General features: G+C 39.2%; 18 protein-coding genes. 9 read left to right on the top strand and 9 right to left on the bottom strand.

The window, feature by feature from the left end; genetic code table 11:
• Window positions 1-166: 166 nt before the first annotated feature.
• Together FXV91_RS12495 and FXV91_RS12500 are read left to right on the top strand one after the other, a co-directional pair.
• Entirely contained in the window at window positions 167-721 is a 555-nt protein-coding gene (locus tag FXV91_RS12495; protein WP_229390920.1) for a hemerythrin domain-containing protein, read from the top strand.
• A 4-nt stretch (window positions 722-725) separates the two neighbouring features.
• Window positions 726-887 (top strand): hypothetical protein, encoded by a 162-nt coding sequence (locus tag FXV91_RS12500; RefSeq protein ID WP_229390921.1) that lies wholly within the window; start codon window positions 726-728, stop codon window positions 885-887.
• 11 nt (window positions 888-898) lie between these two features.
• Here FXV91_RS12500 and FXV91_RS12505 read toward each other — a convergent pair whose 3' ends face one another.
• The 5 genes from FXV91_RS12505 to FXV91_RS12525 form a co-directional block, all read right to left on the bottom strand.
• Window positions 899-1267, bottom strand: a complete 369-nt coding sequence (locus FXV91_RS12505; protein ID WP_229390922.1) for a 4Fe-4S dicluster-binding protein — start codon at window positions 1265-1267, stop codon at window positions 899-901.
• Between the two features lie 68 nt (window positions 1268-1335).
• Window positions 1336-1797 (bottom strand): hypothetical protein, encoded by a 462-nt coding sequence (locus tag FXV91_RS12510; protein WP_229390959.1) that lies wholly within the window; start codon window positions 1795-1797, stop codon window positions 1336-1338.
• Window positions 1798-1958: 161 nt separating this feature from the next.
• Window positions 1959-2339, bottom strand: a complete 381-nt coding sequence (locus FXV91_RS12515; RefSeq protein WP_229390923.1) for a CGGC domain-containing protein — start codon at window positions 2337-2339, stop codon at window positions 1959-1961.
• A 9-nt stretch (window positions 2340-2348) separates the two neighbouring features.
• Window positions 2349-2687: a cupin domain-containing protein gene (locus tag FXV91_RS12520; protein WP_229390924.1), complete on the bottom strand. Its 339-nt coding sequence runs from the start codon at window positions 2685-2687 to the stop codon at window positions 2349-2351.
• Between the two features lie 343 nt (window positions 2688-3030).
• Window positions 3031-3690 carry an NAD(P)/FAD-dependent oxidoreductase gene (locus FXV91_RS12525; RefSeq protein ID WP_229390925.1) on the bottom strand — a complete coding sequence of 220 codons (660 nt, stop codon included), beginning with the start codon at window positions 3688-3690 and terminating at the stop codon, window positions 3031-3033.
• A 170-nt stretch (window positions 3691-3860) separates the two neighbouring features.
• Here FXV91_RS12525 and FXV91_RS12530 point away from each other — a divergent pair, with 170 nt between their 5' ends.
• The 4 genes from FXV91_RS12530 (at window position 3861) to FXV91_RS12545 (ending at window position 8877) form a co-directional block, all read left to right on the top strand.
• On the top strand, window positions 3861-4217 hold the full coding sequence (locus tag FXV91_RS12530) for a helix-turn-helix domain-containing protein (protein ID WP_229390926.1): 357 nt from the start codon (window positions 3861-3863) through the stop codon (window positions 4215-4217).
• Between the two features lie 318 nt (window positions 4218-4535).
• A complete protein-coding gene (locus FXV91_RS12535; RefSeq protein ID WP_229390927.1) occupies window positions 4536-5903 on the top strand; it encodes an acetate--CoA ligase family protein in 1368 nt (455 codons plus the stop codon).
• Window positions 5904-6334: 431 nt separating this feature from the next.
• Window positions 6335-7054, top strand: a complete 720-nt coding sequence (locus tag FXV91_RS12540) for a methyltransferase domain-containing protein (RefSeq protein WP_229390928.1) — start codon at window positions 6335-6337, stop codon at window positions 7052-7054.
• 227 nt (window positions 7055-7281) lie between these two features.
• The gene (locus tag FXV91_RS12545; protein WP_229390929.1) at window positions 7282-8877 is read left to right on the top strand and encodes an IS1634 family transposase; all 1596 of its coding nucleotides are present in this window, start codon (window positions 7282-7284) and stop codon (window positions 8875-8877) included.
• 184 nt (window positions 8878-9061) lie between these two features.
• Here FXV91_RS12545 and FXV91_RS12550 read toward each other — a convergent pair whose 3' ends face one another.
• Window positions 9062-9505 (bottom strand): hypothetical protein, encoded by a 444-nt coding sequence (locus FXV91_RS12550; RefSeq protein ID WP_229390930.1) that lies wholly within the window; start codon window positions 9503-9505, stop codon window positions 9062-9064.
• A 1263-nt stretch (window positions 9506-10768) separates the two neighbouring features.
• Between FXV91_RS12550 and FXV91_RS12555 the strand changes: the two genes are divergently transcribed.
• Window positions 10769-12202 carry an MATE family efflux transporter gene (locus FXV91_RS12555; protein ID WP_229390931.1) on the top strand — a complete coding sequence of 478 codons (1434 nt, stop codon included), beginning with the start codon at window positions 10769-10771 and terminating at the stop codon, window positions 12200-12202.
• Between the two features lie 52 nt (window positions 12203-12254).
• On the opposite strand, the gene FXV91_RS12560 is transcribed toward FXV91_RS12555, so the two are convergent.
• Together FXV91_RS12560 and FXV91_RS12565 are read right to left on the bottom strand one after the other, a co-directional pair.
• Window positions 12255-13100: a hypothetical protein gene (locus FXV91_RS12560; protein ID WP_229390932.1), complete on the bottom strand. Its 846-nt coding sequence runs from the start codon at window positions 13098-13100 to the stop codon at window positions 12255-12257.
• Window positions 13036-13581, bottom strand: coding sequence for a hypothetical protein (locus FXV91_RS12565; protein ID WP_229390933.1), 546 nt, complete (start codon window positions 13579-13581; stop codon window positions 13036-13038). The genes FXV91_RS12560 and FXV91_RS12565 overlap by 65 nt, the downstream gene beginning before the upstream one ends.
• A gap of 802 nt (window positions 13582-14383) precedes the next feature.
• Between FXV91_RS12565 and FXV91_RS12570 the strand changes: the two genes are divergently transcribed.
• Complete coding sequence (locus tag FXV91_RS12570) at window positions 14384-15310, top strand: PGF-pre-PGF domain-containing protein (protein WP_229390934.1); 927 nt, start codon at window positions 14384-14386, stop codon at window positions 15308-15310.
• Between the two features lie 951 nt (window positions 15311-16261).
• Here the strand turns inward: FXV91_RS12570 and FXV91_RS12575 are convergent.
• Entirely contained in the window at window positions 16262-16660 is a 399-nt protein-coding gene (locus tag FXV91_RS12575) for a hypothetical protein (RefSeq protein WP_229390935.1), read from the bottom strand.
• A gap of 651 nt (window positions 16661-17311) precedes the next feature.
• Between FXV91_RS12575 and FXV91_RS12580 the strand changes: the two genes are divergently transcribed.
• A complete protein-coding gene (locus FXV91_RS12580) occupies window positions 17312-18589 on the top strand; it encodes an ATP-grasp domain-containing protein (protein ID WP_229390936.1) in 1278 nt (425 codons plus the stop codon).
• The last annotated feature ends 38 nt before the right edge of the window (window positions 18590-18627 follow it).

Genomic DNA, 18627 nt, shown 5'->3' on the forward strand with positions numbered 1-18627 from the left:
TTACATTAAAATCTATGTGCATATTATTTATCTATTCCTGAGGCCCTGAGGCTCCGGATGCGAACTCTCAAAAAGGACAGGTTGGGAGAGAAAATAAAGTGCAGCCAGCCAGAGATGGGAATGAATCTATAGTTGAATTCATAAATAAAAGAGTGGGGAGAATAGAATGAAACCAACCGATGACCTGAGAGAAGAACACAGGGCTGTCAAACTGATGCTGAAAATCCTCGACAGCATCTGTACGAGTATAGAGTCCGGAAGGAGTGTTAAACAGGAGCACCTCGAGGGACTCGTAGAATTCATGAAAGTATTCGTGGATAAGTGCCATCACACAAAAGAAGAGGCTTACCTTTTCCCTGAAATGGAAAAGGCAGAAATTCCAGGTGCAAGCGAGTTGATAACTTCTCTTAAGAAAGAACACGAACAGGGGAGAGAATATGTCCGCAGAATAGGAGAGGCAGTTTCAAAAAAGGTGTGGGACAGAGCAGGCTCGCCCATGATTGAGGATTCACAGGCATATATCCGGCTTTTGACCCAGCATACCGATAAAGAGGATAATAACCTTTTTCCGATGGCTGATGCCCATTTTGAGGTGGAAGTGCAAAAGGAGTTGCTTGACTCTTTTGAGATTGTGGAAAATGAAGAAATAGGTGCAGGCAAGCACGAAGAGTTCCACATGCTGCTGCACGGTCTCAGAGATAGATACGTAGAGCCTGAGTGAGTTTGTGAGACTATTTACTCTTCAAGCTCCCGAGCTTCGCTGCCCGAGTTTCGCTTCGGGAGCACAGGAAATCGGAGATTTTCTGGAAGTTGCACTGCAAGTGCAACAGCACGAGGTCCGTTTCACTCGCTTTGCTCGTTCAAGCAGACGGACTAATTTAGATTGAGGTTAAACGGATCAGCCATGGATCAACCTGGGCAGGCAGCGAGTACAGACCCAGAGGCTTTCCATATTGTGCCTGAGGGGCATGAGGTAATGGGTATCTTCTCCGGCTCCGCATTCAAAGCAGTGAATTGAAACATCTTTCTTTTTTGGTTGGGCTTCGGCTTTTTCCCTGTTAAATTCAACTGTGTGCCTTTCTTCAATAGAGAGGGCGCCTTCAGGACAGATCCCGATACAGTAGCCCATACCATCACAGAGTTCTTCGGATACGACTTTTGCTTTGCCGTTAATGATTTGAATAGCGCCTTCAGCGCAGGGTGCAACACATTTTCCGCAGCCTGTGCATTTTTCCTCGTCAATTTTTATAATTGTTCGTTTTACCATGAAAATTAACCCCCTTCCTTTAGGTCTACACCTTTTACAGAGAGATATTATTTGATTTGCCGAAGAAATCAGATATCGGTTAACATTAACTGCAGTTTGAAGTCCTGCAAATACCCTTCCCTGTACAATGTTACTTTATAATCATTTATTAGCTTGCTCATTTTACAGGTATACTTAATGAAATCCGTGCCTGCTTCCCCTTTGAACAGTATTCTTTCTGCTTTCTCCAGAAGTTCCGGGTAAATAAATACCAGTTCTTCTTTGGTGTGTAAAAAGAGAGCAGAAAAATCCCTGTGAATGCCCATGCTTCTTTTCAAAAGCTCCGTATTTAAGGTATCTTCAGAGATATAGTTCTTAAATTTTAGATAAGCATGAAAATTCGCTATGTTCTGATTTAAAGAGTTCAGAATCGAATACAAGATATTATCGGTTGTAGGAAGGGGAAGGTCCTGAAGCTCAGGATTTGCGCCCTCATAGTTTTCATCTTCTTCAACATCTTTGTCTCTATCCTGCGATGTATCATGGTCCATTTTATCATCCTGGTATACCCACAACTTGCATTCTCAGTCTATTATTCGCAATTTGGATTTTGAAAAGAACTAAATTTTGAACTGAGCTTTTATCCCATCAAAAGGCTTTTTCAGCCAATGGGAGTAAACTCTTTTATCCTATTTTGTTAAATTTGGGATTTTTAGTGGTGTGTTCCTTCCACCACTTTTATACCCGCATCCCGAATTGTCTTTCTGATAAGATATATATTGGGACATTTCGGATATCTGTCCTCCATGAGCATGCAGGAACTCATGTGCACGACATCGAGGTTATGCTTTTTCAGAGCTTTTAGTAGCCTGTAAACCCTTCTTCCGGAGCAGCCCCCACATGTAAAGAAAGCAATTATCTGCGCTTCCCCATCATATTCCTTGAAGTGAGACTTCCTCTCATTGAAGGCTTTGAAGCAGCCTACTCCGGGACAGGTTTCAGAAACAATATCACAGCGGACGACTGCGATTTTTGTTGGGTTTGTTTTCTCAGCCAATTTTACCACAGTCCTGCCCGAATATCTTTTAGTCATAAATCCCTTTTACAGAAGGCGAGTGGGCTCAGTCTGCCTCGGAACTTTTACAACAAGCACCCTGAATATCCCGTCACTGGGGTTCAGAAGGCGGTGAGGGATCTTTGCAGGGCTCTCGATCAGCATATCCCTGCTTACTTCTTCCTGTTCATCCCCTATCTCGACTACACCTTTTCCCTCGAGAATATAGAAAAACACATCCACAGGTGTGATATGCTTTTTTAAAACTTCACCTGGCTTGAGTTCGATGTGTACCGCCTGGGCGTGTTCAGTATCATAGAGCAAGCGTACGCTCACATTGTGAGGGTTAGGCTTTTCCGGCGAAGATTTCATCTCAATAGTTTTCATTTAACTCTCCCCTTTCGGACTATATTTTGCTTTTTTGCTGCCGTATTTTGTCAGAGTAACCTGAGTGTTTTTAACCGAGCACCCATTTATCCCGCATATACATTCTGGAATCCGTTTCATATATGTCTGATCACTATAAACTTATTAGATCAGTCTCTAAACCAGCTTTTTTGCTGGATTCAGCTATATCAGAGCCTGAGAATCTGAACCTCAAGCCCTGAAAGGAAATAAGGCTCGATATTCATGGAGGAAACATATCACACAGTTGCTGGAGGTCAAACAGCGGATGTCGAGTTTTAATAAAACGCCTGTAAGGCAAAAGATTTATAATTTAACACGTAAGTTACAACCCAACCTGCGTTTTGAACTCGTCCAGACCCATATCTTCAATAAACTTTCCAAGCCTCTTTTTTGTGCCGGAGCTTTTGTAAAAGTTAAGGATTCTGTCCACGACTTCAAGGACCTCAGCTTCGGAAAGTTCCTTTGCTACAACCTGGGCAAGCCTTGGCATTGCAGCAGCAGAACCCCCGACCATGAGGTTGTATCCCTTTGCTGTACCCATTAACCCTATATCCTTAATAGCAGGCTCAGCACATGAGTTCGGACAACCGCTAACTCCTATTTTCAATTTGGAAGGCATCGACATCCCGTGATATTTTTCATCCAATTTGAGACCCAGGCTTACTGCATCCTGTTTTCCCTGCTTGCAGAAAGTTGTCCCCGGACAGAACTTAACGCTTCTCACACAGAGCCCTATTGCTGCCCCTGGTTTAATGCCAAGGTCAGCCCAGACATTATCAAGGTCCTCTTCTTTCAGACCCACAATTGCAATTCTCTGTGCAGAGGTTGCTTTCAGAGCAGCTGCCCCATATTTTTTCGCAACTTCAGCAATTTTTATGAGAGTATCAGGGTCCACGATTCCGCCCGGGAGATGTGGGGCTATTGCGTATGTCTCACGGTCTCTCTGAACGATTGCGCCTTTTTCCGGTAAATTGTCTTTCACGGTTGATCCTTTCTCCTTATTTTTATTATAGAGTTATTATACACAGATATTATACACAGATATATCTTTTAAAAGTATTTTTATAAAATTGAATTATATAATAGTATCCTTTTGATACCAGTATATTAGAGATACTAATTTATATATCAGACAGTTTCTATGCTTATACTATGAAGGACTGCACAGTCTACAAGACAATGAACATTATCGGGAAAAGGTGGACCATCCATATTCTCCTTGAGCTGCATAAAGGGGAAAAGAAAGAAAAGCGCTTTAATGAGCTGAAAAGAAAGCTTGGATATATAACCCCGAAAATCCTTTCGGAAAGACTTACAGAACTTGAAAATGAAGGCCTGATAGAAAAAAAGGTCGATAACTCTACAAACCCCCCAAAATCCGAATATTACCTTACTGAAAGCGGAATAGATTTTGTAAAGATAATACAGGCAATAAAGAGATGGGGGCTAAAGTGGAAATTCCAGAACGAAGAATGCGAGAAAGCTATCTGCATGTACTGTGATCACTGAGCCCGGAAGCCAAAAAGAAATCAAGACGAAATCAGAAGGAATCAAGAAGAAAAAAACTGTGAATTGCTGAGTGAAACCTCTGCTCCTCGAATTGAAATTGTTTTATACTAACGAACCCTAGTTTATATCAGGCAGGGGAAAGGGCTTTAGAAAACAAGGGGTACTTTAAGGCAAAGGAGTACTTTAAGGCGAAGGGGTACTTTAAGGCAAAGCGGTACTTCAAACATAACTTCAGGATAAAAAGCTTTAAGCCTGCCGGTCGAAAGAAAAAAACATCAAAAACGGTCTCAATTGATTCGCATAATCCTGGAGACAGCAATGAATACCGAAAAATCGATTGACTTTTTCTTCAATCCTGAAAGCATAGCTCTTATAGGAGCATCTCCGAACCCTGAGAAACTTTCCCATACAATCCTGGAAAGCCTCCGGAAGATGAATTTTAAAGGAAAGATCTATCCTGTAAACCCTGGCTATAGAGAGATTGAGGGGCTCAAATGTTATTCGTCCCCAGGGGAGATCGAGGACAGGATTGACATCGCTATTTTCGCAGTCCCGGCTAAAGCTGTTCTTGAAATTCTGAAAACGCCTGTGGAAAATATAAAAGGAGCCATAATTGTTAGCTCCGGCTTTCGGGAAATGGGGCCCTGCGGAAAGAAGATGGAAGATGAGCTGAGGGCTCTTCTAAAGGAGAAGGGCATAAGGGCTATGGGTCCCAACTGCCTCGGGATATACGATACGATCTCAAATGTAGATACCTTTTTCATAGAGCGGGAAAAGATAGAAAGGCCTGTCAAGGATGGAATTTCCGTGCTTACGCAGAGCGGTTCTTTTGCGGCCATGATTATGGATGAACTGGCAAATGAGGGAGCAGGCGTTGCAAGGGTCGTAAGCTACGGTAACAAAGTGGATGTGGACGAAAGCGATTGCCTTGAATTCCTTACACAAGACGAAGCCACAAAGGCAATTGCCCTTTACATTGAGTCCGTAGAAAACGGGCGGAGGTTCCTTGAGGTTGCTTCCAGCTGTGTAAAAAAGAAACCTGTAGTAGCTCTCAAGGTTGGAAAACGGGAACCGGGGGCAAGGGCGGCAAGCTCTCACACAGGCGCTATTAGCGGGATGTATGAAGCCTATGAAGCCGCATTCAGGAAAACAGGCATAATCGAGGTTGCCAGTTATGAAGAACTGAAAGACGCCTGCAAAGTCCTGAACAGGTATTCCCCTGTCGAAGGAAAAAGGGTCCTGATAATAACTGACGGGGGAGGGATAGGCATTTACATTGCCGATTCCTGTGAAGAGTCAGGGCTTAAAGTCCCTGAACTTTCCGAGGTTGCAGTCAGAAAGCTGAAGGAAAAACTTCCGGCTTTTGCTTCCGTAAGAAATCCGATAGACCTGACAGGCAGCGTGCGGGATGAACACTATGTTGCTGCCCTGCAGGAAACTCCTGCCGAAGAATATGACCTTGCGCTTGTTAGCCTGCTATGGGGCCCGCCTCTTCTTACCGAAGGGGTTGCGGAGAAAATAAGAAACTTTGCCGATAGCTGCAGAAAACCTATTTTGATCAGCTCTCCAGGCGGAAAGTTCAGCCGGGAACTTGCTTCAGCATTTACAAAAGCCGGAATGCCTGTATTTTTCACTCCTGAGAGTGCAGTGAGGGCTGCAACTGTACTGTGTTGTAGAAAAAAGTAACACATACAAAGTTAAGTCTATCAAAAGTCAATAAGAGCAGCCTGATTCAAAGCATCTTTAAATTATAATTATTTTTTTAGTTCTTATTTTAAAGATAGCAGGATATCAAAGATTTTTGATTTTAACTGCTAAATAACTGCTAAATATTATGTCCCAGCGCTTTTAAGTCATAGATAAGGAGTTCCTTCCTTCTTGCCTGTCATTCCAGAAAATCGGACAATAAAAAAGGACAGTATTTTTTTTCAGAACAATTATTTCAAAAACTTTATAATAATCCATGAGATTTGTATTACCAAATATATTTTTCAATATAAGTTTCAGAAAAATGCAATCGTTTGTAATCATTTCGAACTTTAATCTCACTTTCTATTTTTTTCTCCAGGAAATAACCCGGAAATTGGAAGGCCAGGCAAAAAGCAGGATGGTTAACAATGGAAACAGCATTAAAAAAGTCAGAGTTTTCCTGGGAAGAATATTTTTCAGATAAAAAGAAAGGCGGACACAGGTTTTCAACTGAAGAGTTTCTTGCTAAAGAGGCAAAAGAGAAGCTATTTCACCTGAGTGGAGGGAAAACCCTTCTTGACTTTGGATGTGGGGCAGGAGAACTTCTTATACACTACGTGCCAAATTATGAAAAAGTGATTGGAGTTGATTTTTCCAGATCCATGCTCCTGGAAGCAGAAAAAAAAGTCATGCAGCACGAGTATCGAAATGTAGATTTAATCTTTGCTGATGACAGAACAGTATGGGATGAATTAAACGTGAAGTTTGATAGAATAACGGCAACAGCAGTAGTCCAGTACCTCACACCTGAACAGTTAGAAGGTTTTATTCGTAATGCTTCCGAACATCTAAGTAAGGAAGGAAAAATAATATTTTTTGACATAATTGATCCAAAGTTTTATTATTTATGGAAAATCGGATGGTTTTCACAGAATTTCATGTCATGGAGTATATTTACAGGAGCATGTTTGGATTGCTTGAAAAGGATGTCAGCTTTTTTGAAAAACAAACCCTATGATATAATAGGGAATTCTTACAGTCCCCACCTGATTGAAAAAATTGCCCGTAGAAGTGATTTCCATGTGGAGTATGTGAAATCGATGTATTATGAGTACAGGTACCACGCTATACTCTCAAAGATTTCCTGAACTAAAAACTGGTTTTCTGCCTTACATGATTAATACCTGAATTCTGCCTCGCCCGAATTGCGCCTCGGGAGTACGCGGTCCTTTTCGCTTCGCTCAAGAGGACTAATTTATAAATTTTAGTAGTGAGATTCATTTAACTGACCTTCCGCAGATGTCTGATTAATTTATTTACTTTCCTCATTAATATCTAAATATCAAAAATATCGTATATTGATTCTGAATTCATTATGCTTGTTACAACACGTTCTCTTGATCATCATGGAATCGTTTCTGGCATTTATGATGAGCTTGAAATTGGAAAAGTGATTGATGAAGTGCTGCACAAGTTTGGGCAGCACAAGTTAGCTCATTCTATTGTAGTAAAAGCAATGATTCTCAACTGTCTTGGTTTCACTGACAGTCGCCTTTATATGTACTCTCGGTATTTTGAAACTCTTCCTGTTGAAAAGCTACTTGGTTCAGGGATCAGTGCGTCTGATCTTACCGATGATGTTTTAGGGCGAACTCTTGACGGGATATATGAAGCAGATTCTACTCAACTTTTCATGAAACTTGCCTTGAAAATGATGGAAATTGTGAACATCAAGACTCAACTTCTCCAAAGTGACACTACTAATTTTAGCGTTTATGGTGACTACAAACATATCGATGGCAGTTCTGCCATCGAAATTACATATGGTCATGCAAAAGACGGTAGAGATGACCTTCAGCTTTTTGGACTTGGAATAATAACAAATCAATATGGAATCCCATTATTTGCAAAGGCTTACTCTGGTAATGCATCAGACAAAGAAACCATAATTGAGACAATGAAAGAACTTCAAGAAAACATAACTTTCCCTGATGATGTTTATTACATAGCTGACAGTGCTCTATACTCTGACAATAACATCAAATCAATGAGAAAAGGCATGAAGTGGATTACTCGTGTCCCTTCAACCCTAAATCTTTCAAAAGATTTGTTGGTTTCTGATCTTGAGTTCAAACCGGGAGAGGATCCACGCTATTCATTTTACGAAACTATTGTTGAATATGGTGGTATCGAGCAAAAATGGATATTTGTTCACTCCTCTGAGATGCAGAAAAGAAAGGACATTACTTTTGAAAGGAAAATCCAGAAGAAGGTTACGGAATCTCAGAAGGATCTTAAAGATCTAATAAAGATAAAGTTTGCCTGTGAAGAGGATGCCAGAGCAGCTTTGAAAAGATGGAAGAAAGAGAATCCGCACTGTTTACTGGAAACCGTGGAGATTTCCACGGTTTCAACAAGGGAAAACGGCAAGAGAGGAAGGCCAAAAAAGAATGAAAAGCTTATCGTCCACTATGTTGTAAATGCAAAAGCAGTCAGGAACGATGAAATTGCACTGAATGAAAAAGAGTATCAGGGAAGGTTTATAATCGCAAGTAACGACCTCAATCTTGATGCTGAAAAAATGCTGGATCACTACAAGAATCAGAGTAAGGTGGAGAGAGGGTTCAGGTTCATAAAGGACAAAAGTTTCAGGGTCTCCGAAGTTTATTTGAAAAAACCTCAAAGAATTGAAGCTCTATCAATGATAATGGTTTTAACTCTGATGGTTTATTCGGTAGCGGAATGGAAGCTAAGAGAAAGGCTAAAAGAAACAGGGGAGACAATACCTGATCAGGTAAAGAAACAAACTCAAAAGCCCACATTAAAGTGGGCTTTTATGCTGATGAGGGAGATTACAGAAGTAAAAATGGAAGTAGACTCAAAAGTGGTAACTCAAATAGCCAACATGGATGAAGTTAAGGGTAAGATAATAAGGTTGATGGGAAAAAATTGTGAAAAATACTACTTTTGAGGAGAGATCTGCGGAAAGTCGGTTGCATATTTCTATAATGGTGATTGGACAGTTTACATGGACAATTATGACCTCGATAACTATATCTCATCTCCATATAACAACGGATGGGCTACCAGAATATATGAATCGTAATTTAGTGAGTTATACTAACTCTCACTTTCATTTTTTATAAAAAATACTTTCAATCTAATCCGTTTAGAAATATGCTTATCCAAAATATCATAAAAACTATTGCAATGATAAGAGAATCAAACTGTTCTTTTGATGCAAAATACCCTTCCAGTCCGCCAATAATTGTTAAACTTCCAAAATAAGTAAAAATATTGATAATCCGCTCTGTTTCTGGAATATCTCCAGCAATAAATGAATTTAGATGTAGTTTGTAGAACAAACATAATATTGATACTGTTCCAACTATAACAGATCCTATTCGATCTTTTGTCTGCAATCCGTAAAAGATAGGAGCTATTGGGTATATAAATATATTAATCACTGCAATAAAAACTACAAGTAGTTGTGGCAGTATGTGAAAAGTATCAAAAATAAAGACAGATAGTGTAAAGAGATGAATCAATGCAGATACAAGTAATGGTACAATTATTGATCGAATCACTTTTGTCTTCATTTTCTCCATAATAACACAACCATTACAGTCAAAATTAACAAGTAGGTTAATTTTTACTCATGTTTTTCTAACTTATAAAGATATACTAAGAGAACAAACATTTTGAATCATACCTCTTATGTTTCAAAAAGTTGAGTGATTTGTTGATAATCCACTTTCCACAGATGTCCTTTCAATTTTTACAATTTTTCCTGCTATCGTTTTTTCTGAAAATCGCCTTGGTTATTCAAACATTTATTTTTGAAATTTTCCAAAATTTTCGACTTTTTGCCTTCATTGAAAACTTCCAGCAGCTATTTCCATGAGTTTCAGTTGAGATGATTACTACAAATTTTCGAATAATTCTCCAAAAACGATAGCAAGAAAATTGTTATTTTTTTGAAGACATCTGCGGAAGGCCAGATTTAAGAGGGCAGAATTAAAATATCCATAACCGGTATATCCTTATCCGCTATACTGAACCGTTTTTGTCACGCTCGACGCAGGAGAACGATCTTTCAGACAAAAAAGAAGAGAAAGGAAAAGTTAAAAAAGAAGAGAAAGGAAAAGTTAAAAATTAAAAGAGAACGAAAAAAGAAGGAACTGATAATCAATTAGAAAATATACCTGAAAAGTACTTATCAAATTTCTTTTACCATGGCTCCTTTTTTTCGACAGACTTTCGGACAGATTAGCGGAGATGTCATATATTTATCTATATTGGAGACTGGCTCCAGGAATAGAGAGATTATTTTTGAAATTATTTTTTAACCAGTAGAATAGTTTCCCTCAACGTTAGTTTTCTCGTAAAGCAGACAGGTTTGATGTTTTCTTTTCTTACCTGATGCAGATCCTGGACAGACCATGCAGGTTTGAATGTATAGGGGGATCTTTATAATATTTTTTCCTGACGGATTAGAAAACTCATGAAAAGCTATAAGTAGAACCAATTCATCTAGTTAGAAATTGAACAATATAGAATCAAATAATTAGTAATCAAACAATAGACTCTTTGATCCTGAATTCTTCAGCTTATTCACTAGCCAGTAGCTCTGTTAAAATAACCACCGGAATTGCAAAGATCCTGTAACTTCAACCCTTGATTTAATAACTTCAATTCCTGGCTTCTTTTAAACATGCACTGTTGATTGGAAATTGTCCATTGGTAGAAAGCCAGTATTGACAGTTGAGAAAGCGAAAAAGAAGCCAGAGAATGAAACGAGTTAAGAGAGCAGGCTAAAGGGCAAATTTTGAAAGATGAAATCTTTAAGGAAGATATAATAGATGACAGATAATCAGCATAAAAATGAAATTGCTGCCGGGCATGCAGGTAGAGTAACAGAAGGGGTGAAAGCCCTTCAGGGAGATCCGAAAAAAGCCATCGTAAAACTGGCGATCCCTATGATTGTGGCTATGTTTGTGCAGACAATCTACAGTCTGGTTGATACTTATTGGGTTTCAGGACTTGGAGCGGATGCACTTGCTGCAATGGGTTTTGTGTTCCCGTTCTTCTTCATAAGCATGGCTCTATCTAATGGAATCGGGATAGGGGGAGGAGCAGCCATCTCCCGCAGGATAGGGGCAAAAGATAAAACAGGCGCAGATAACGTAGCCGTACACACAATAATAATAATATTTCTGCTTGCGCTAGCTTTTACGCTTCCATTCTACATGTTTGCCCCGCAGCTCTTTACCCTTGCAGGCGCAGGAAAAACCACAGAGCTTGCAGTAGCTTATGCTCGCGTTATTTTCCTGGGAAGCATAATCATTTTCTTTTCCAACGTGGCAAATTCAATTCTTCGAAGTGAAGGAGACTCGAAGCGGGCAATGAGGGCAATGATTCTTGGAGCAGTCCTGAACATAATCCTTGACCCTATTTTCATATACAGTTTTGAAATGGGAATAGCAGGTGCAGCCTGGGCTACAGTGATCTCTATTGCAGTATCTGCCCTACTGATGGCTAACTGGTTGTTTTTCAGGAAAGATACCTATGTCACTTTTGACTTCAGAGATTTCCATTTTGATAAAAAGATTGTAAGAGATATCCTGAATGTTTCAATTCCTGCTTCTGCCGAGCAGCTTTCAATGTCTCTGTCAATGCTCTTTATGAACTTTATTATTGTTAGCGTAAGCAGTACTGACGGGGTTGCGGTCTATTCCACAGGATGGCGAATAGCAACAATTGCAATTGCCCCCCTTATGGGAATTGCGACAGCCGTAGTTTCGGTATCAGGAGCTGCCATAGGGTCCAGGGATTATGTGAAAGCAAAGACCGCCCTTTCCTATTCGACAAAACTCGGTTTCCTTACAGAATGCGGAGCCGGAATCCTTATCTTTACCTTTGCGACGCAAATAGCTTCTATCTTTACTCAGGCTGAAGGGGGAGCACATATCACAGCAGACCTTGCACATTTCCTGCGCGTAATGTGTCTTTTCTACCCGATTGTCGCACTCGGAATATTCTCTTCCTCTTTCTTCCAGGGAGCAGGCAGAGGAGTAAACGCCATGATCGCAACTCTCTTGAGAACCATAGTTTTTACTCCTTTCTTTGCAGCCCTCTTCGCCTTTACCCTGGATATGGGACAGGTAGGAGTCTGGTGGGGAATGGTCGCAGGGAATGGAATAGGGTCTGTAGTGCTCTTTTTATGGGCAAGATACTTCCTTAGAGGGCTTTTGAGGACAGAACGCATTGGAAGAGCAGAAGGTGTTGCAGCTTGAGGAACTGAAAACCAGGCACTCTTCCATCAATATTTATTTGTATTTCCTGAGATTAGGGATACTTTTCCTTTTTCAGATTCTTATTATTTTTCACCCAGTTATCAATGAGTTCCCATAAAGCAGGGGAATTTCGATCGATCAGTAGACTGCCGTGCCCCTGGTCGTTCCAGTTTATGGAAGTAACCCTGCTATTTGTTTTTCCGACCTCGTTTTCATACCACCATGAGCCATAATCGCCAAAGCCTCCTCCGAGCCCAACATAAAGTAATGGAGAATCTATTCTGGAAGAATTAATTTCATAGCCCTCCACATTGCCCATCAGCCCGGCCATATACTGGTCCAGGTTATTTGGCGTATAAGGGACAGTTCCCCCGGTCAAAGTCAAATAAAGTAAATGATTTTCATCAACGTAATCGAGGCTGTTAGCATTCCCACTCCAGTAGTGATAGTCCGGAGTATAGGGATATCTGGAGAATCTATATGTCTGACTGGCCATAAGCCTGAAAAACTGCCTGTTTGTAAGTTCTGACTGAAAATAGGACCCGGCATCAGGTTCTGTGGAAGCCATATAGGCAATGTACATCATACCTGCCATGCCATTGTCAGTATAAACTCCACTCTCAATACTTTCGGAAATTGCATTAAATTCCTTTGCCTGATCCTGTATTAATTCAGAATTTTTGGGATTATATGCAATGATAATATCAACAGGAACTACCCTGTCAACAGAGCCTGCGGACAGATCATCATATTCGCTTGCTTCATAAGCTGTAAGAATTAATGCTCCGTGACTGTGGCCGATTGCAGTAACCTCTATGCTTTCCGCAGGTTTATCACTTAAGAGAGGTATGGCTTCGTGAAGCATTGATGCCTTCGTATGTATCCTTAAGGTATTCATCAAAGGTCCAGTTTTTCATATAACTGAAATCAGTTTCGTCTACCGGAAGATTTGTCTCTCTCCTGTCCAGGATATATGTACTGTACCCCTGCCAGGCATAATATATCGCCATGTCAGAATAGAATTTCTCAGTCAAAGCATGCCCTGGCAAAATAACCAGATTTTTGTCTGCTTTTGTATGCCAGGGACTTTTCTCCTGCACATAGTTAGTAAGAGTGACATTGTCATATTTTCCGGGCCCAACTTTTACCTTAATACTATACTTTGCCACATTCCCGGAAACAAGCCCTATTCTGCTGTTTTCAGTCAAAGGCAGATCCGGTTTCAAAATAGTAAACTGAGAAGGGATGCACATAATTTCCAGATTCTCCGGCTGGCTGTAAACATCGTCCAGCCATAGATCAGGAGTGAGGGCTGAAATTGAGGAAGAAACTGCTAATAGAAGGAAGAAAACAGCTATTAAAACAACTCGCATTTTCATGAGCTCACCTTTTTAATGTTTTGAAACTAAATTTTTGAAACTAAAATACTGACTTGAAAAACTATACGTTTTAAAAGAAGGCATATTACCCCTTTTTGACGTCAAAGATAGTAGTGAAAACAATAGAAGTAGCCTACGTGGCTAAAATTACGATATAAAGGAGAAAAGGCTTTGACAGGTATCTTAAGATGACTCTTAAGGTCGCCGGAAAATTATCTCATCGGTCGTACTCCTGTGCATCTCATGCCCTCAAAACACTACATTTCAACCAAACATAATTTATACAGATAAGAATTGTGATTTTAATTTTGAGCCATACTTTTTTACTATGTTCCAAGTATTTCCATATAATTGTCTGAATCTTTCCAAACTTTCCAAACAACTGCCAGAATATTCCGAAACATTTCTCCAATATTTCTATATAAAAAACACACTCAAGATAAAACACAGACAAGAGAAAGAGCTAAGGAGAGTATTATTTCTCAGCTCTTAATAAATTACCAGCTATATTGCCAGTATTGATGTTTATTTTTTCAAACAGATTTCCATAAATAGCGACATAAGAAAAGCTGGGAAATTGCAGAAGCTTTTTCCGGCGTTCAAAGATATCACAATTGGAAGGCAGGATTTTCATAATTTTACTGCAGTAAGCCAGCCGAAAGTGAATTAAACCATAGGCTCAATAAACCCAGGACGTACTTATTGGAGAAAAATAGTTCCTGGTGAGGCCAACAGTCAAAATTTTGAAAAATATATTTAGCAAAACAATTCTACAGGTAATCCCCTGGAAGAGGTATAGAGGATGAAAAAATATCTGTCAATACTATTAGTTTCAGTCCTTATTTTTGGGGCTGTACTCCCGTGCGCTACTGCAGGGGCGAAGGCGAATTCATCAGGAGACAATTCGACTATTGAAGATGAAACTACTGTTGTTAGTGTTTCTGATGACACTAATGAAGATTCTGTTGAAAAAAAAGATACTATTGTTGCAGATGATTCTGTTGTAGTTGATACTACAGTAATAACAACTTCAGATGATGATACAAATATAACTCAAAATACAATTGTGGAGAACAGCTCACAGATATATGATTCTTCATATGAATACTCGGATAAATCTCAGACCAATATCCAGCACGTAGAATCAACACAGGTAAATGTAGATAATAGCCAAACTGTAAATGTTTCTTTTACAGATAATTCAGTTGTCAACAATATATATTTTGAATCAACAAAAAATTCCGGCAAAGCAACAATAGTTGTTGAGGACCTGAAGGACAAATCCGTTTTAACTGAGGAGCCGCCTGAAGGAAATGTTTACAAGTCATTTAACATATGGATTGACAATGTAGATGTAAATAATAATATTGAAAATGCAGCTGTTGATTTTAAAGTTGAAAAGACATGGCTTAAAGCAAATGGTCTTGATAAATCATCTATTGTCCTGAATATGTATGATAATGGTAAATGGGTAGAAGTACCAATTACAATAACAGGACAGGATTCAACGTATGTGTACTTTACAGCTGAAGTATCTGAATATTCTACATTTGCAATTACAAGCAAAACAATAACTGTGGATAAAACAATAACTGTAGATAATACTCTTACATCAACATCTTCGGATAATACATCTTCGGATAATAATACAGAAGAAACAAATGGTCTAACAAAAAGTGAGATAATACATATACTTGAAATGATTCTCGCATATCTTAAGGGAAACTAATTTCCCTTATTTTTTGATGAGTTATCATGCGTAAACATACAAAATTAGCATGGCTTTTTCTTTTCACCTGTATTCTAAATTTATTTTGTGGTTGGCACAATACTCCAATTGATATCTTTTTTGATGAATTAATTATAATTTTGGTTTTAATCTATTTAAATAAATTTCATAGTATTCCATTTGATGTCCTTTAGCATCCTCTTAGAGGCTGTCTTAAATTTAAATAATCCTTATTTCCTGTTTATTCTTTAATGTTAAAACGATCTAAAAGACTTCCTTATCCCAGTGATTTATCCGATAAAGGATGGGAATTAATTAAGCCTCATATTCTACTTTCCGAAGTAATCGTGGTCGAAAATCTATGCTGTCCACTTTCCGCAGATGTCCTTTCAATTTTTACAATTTTTCCTGMTATCGTTTTTTCTGAAAATCGCCTTGGTTAYTCAAACATTTATTTTTGAAATTTTCCAAAATTTTCGRCTTTTTGCCTTCATWGAAAACTTCCAGCAGCTATTTCCATGAGTTTCAATTGAGATGATTACTGCAAATTTTCGAATAATCTCTAAAAACGATAGCAAGAAAATTGTTATTTTTTTGAAGACATCTGCGGAAGGTAGGATGCTGCGATTCACATAATTTTGGAGCAGCAGGACTGGCTGCATTTAGTCTGCTGGCTGTATTTATCCTGATAAGAGACTGAAAATCGCAGAAAAAGTTGAAAGGCCTGATCTAACACTCAAATTTAAAACAACCCATTATAAAACAATCAAACTTAAAACAACCAAATTTAAAGCAATCAAACTTAAAACAATCAAACTTAAAGCAATCAAACTTAAAAATCAGATACATTTCTGCAGCACAGGAGGAATTTGCGCCTGAAAAAGGCGTACCCTCTCATTATCCCCTGTCCTTACGGTCTTTTCTCAATTTTTGAGCTTTAGTATTACTTTTTTAGAAATAAGTTCCCACAAATAAGGGTGCAAAAAGAGTGGTTATGGGAACAAGAATCCATACCCTTCCTTTGAAAATGTTATAATCGGCAAGCAGAGTTTCCCATGGATGGCCCATCACATAGTGCCCGAAAACAAATTCAAACAAAATAGTCATTGCCAGCCAGAAGCCACCTATCAAAAGCAGGTCATTTCTGGAGAGGGTAGCGCTCAAATTGTCGAGAAACAGGTAGGTCCCGGTTAAAATTGCGCACATAAAAATGAATGTGCTGATAACGTGTGCTGTCTGTTTGCCCAATCTGAGAGTCACGAATTTCTCTCTAAATCCTCCGTTCAGAATTGCTGCGATAACAAACACGAACCACATTCCAAAAGTGTAGAGGAGAATTTTAGTATCCATTTTTTATCTCTCCTGAATTATGATCTCCGCCGGTAAGTCATTAGAACAGTTATAGGTTTTTGTTCAAAATGGTTTCTCAGCAGATGTGAAGCTATGTAGCCCGATATTCTTTTCGATAGAGTTGAGACGCTGAAGTGCGGTCCTCTACACTTCGCTCAGGAGGACCAATTTAGCATAAAAGTACTGCAACTTGAAAAGTACTTTCATATTTTTGTGCCTGTTATTCGGAGAGTTTCATGTGCGTTTATGATGATATTAACAGTGCTTTGTGTTCCTGTTTCCAGAATTTCCTGCATCATGAATTTACCCTCACAGTTGACCCGTTTTCCTCATATCACCAAGTTAATTTGTGATATTATATTTAATTTTAATATTAATTAATATTAATATAATATTAATTAATAATACTTTTTTATATAAGTAGCAGTTTAGTAATAATTCTTAGAAGAGCATAGAAACTGAGATACCTCGAAAGTTAGCAAATAAAACCTAGTGTTTCAGGAAAAGCTGCCGGATCAATATAAGCTAAAAAACAAAATTCGTAAAATAAAATTAGGAAAATGATAATTCATAAAAGGGGAGAATCAAGAAAATGATAATTCACAAAAGGGAAGTAGGATAACTGATAATTCAATAAGAGGGGTGGGATAGTTGATCATACTTGATGAGCCATACGTTTCTCGGATTTTGAAGGACACCATTACAGAGATGAAACTGCCTGTCCTGAAAAACGCAACCTCTGAATGCCTGGGCTTCAGTAAAGATGTAAAACTTCTTGAAGACGCCGAATTCATTGAACTCCTTAAAAACCAGAAAACCTGCAAAATATACAGCAATTCCGAAATCTCCCTTGTATGGATAGCAAATAACCTCGGGTTTACCGGTATCCTCGAAAAAATCGGGCTATTCAAAGATAAATTCAGGTTCAGGCAGCTGATTGAGCATATCTATCCTGACTTTTCCTACCTGGAAGTGGAATTTGAAAACCTGGATAAACTGGACATTGAAACTATTAGAAAGCCGTTCATAATCAAACCGACAATCGGGTTCTTCAGTTCGGGAGTTTATAAGGTCAGTAACAGGGAAGAATGGGAAAATGTCCTGCCAGCCTTAAAGCAGGAAATGGAAGCGTCCAGGGGCCTGTTCCCGACTCAGGTCTTAAGTTCAGGGAAATTCGTGCTTGAAGATTATATCGAAGGGCCGGAACTGGCTGTGGATGCTTACTATAATGGCGAGGGAAAGCCAGTGGTCCTGAATATCTTGGAGCACCTGTTTCAGGCGAAACATGATGTTGAAGATAAAGTTTATGTGACTTCAAAAAAGACTATTGAGACCTATCTTGAAGTAACCCTGGAACTGCTGCGGCAAATAAATGAAGCTACAAAGCTGCGGGATTCTGAGCTGCAGGGTGCTGAGTTGCCGGATGCAGGGCTAAAGGGATCGGGGCTACAAGAACCGGGAATGAGGGACTTCCCGCTGCATATCGAGTTCCGGGTGGACAAAAACAACCGACTGGTACCCATAGAGATGAATCCGATCAGGTTTGCGGGGTGGTGCACCGCCGATATCGCGTATTATGCCTACGGGATCAACGTTCACAGATATTTTTTAGAGGGTTTAGAGCCGGACTGGAGAGAAATCCTTAAAGATAAGTATGAGGCTCAGGAGAACGAGAAAGATAACAGAACTTACTGCCTTTTGATTGCAAAAAAGCCGGATGACATTGAAGTGGAAGATATTGAAGCTTTTGATTACGAGGGTTTTGTTTCTCGCTTTGAAAAGCCTCTGGAACTCCGGAAGCTTGACTACAGGCAGTATCCGGTTTTTGCGTTTCTCTTTACTGAAACAAGGAACTGTAATCTTGGAGAGATTGATAGGTATTTGAAGACAGATTTGAAGGAGTACGTAAGAGTAAAAATCAGAAATTGACTGAAAACCAAATTTAGAGATTTATACCTGACAAAGAT

The sequence above is a fragment of the Methanosarcina sp. DH2 genome, from assembly GCF_020804225.1.
Classification (GTDB): domain Archaea; phylum Halobacteriota; class Methanosarcinia; order Methanosarcinales; family Methanosarcinaceae; genus Methanosarcina.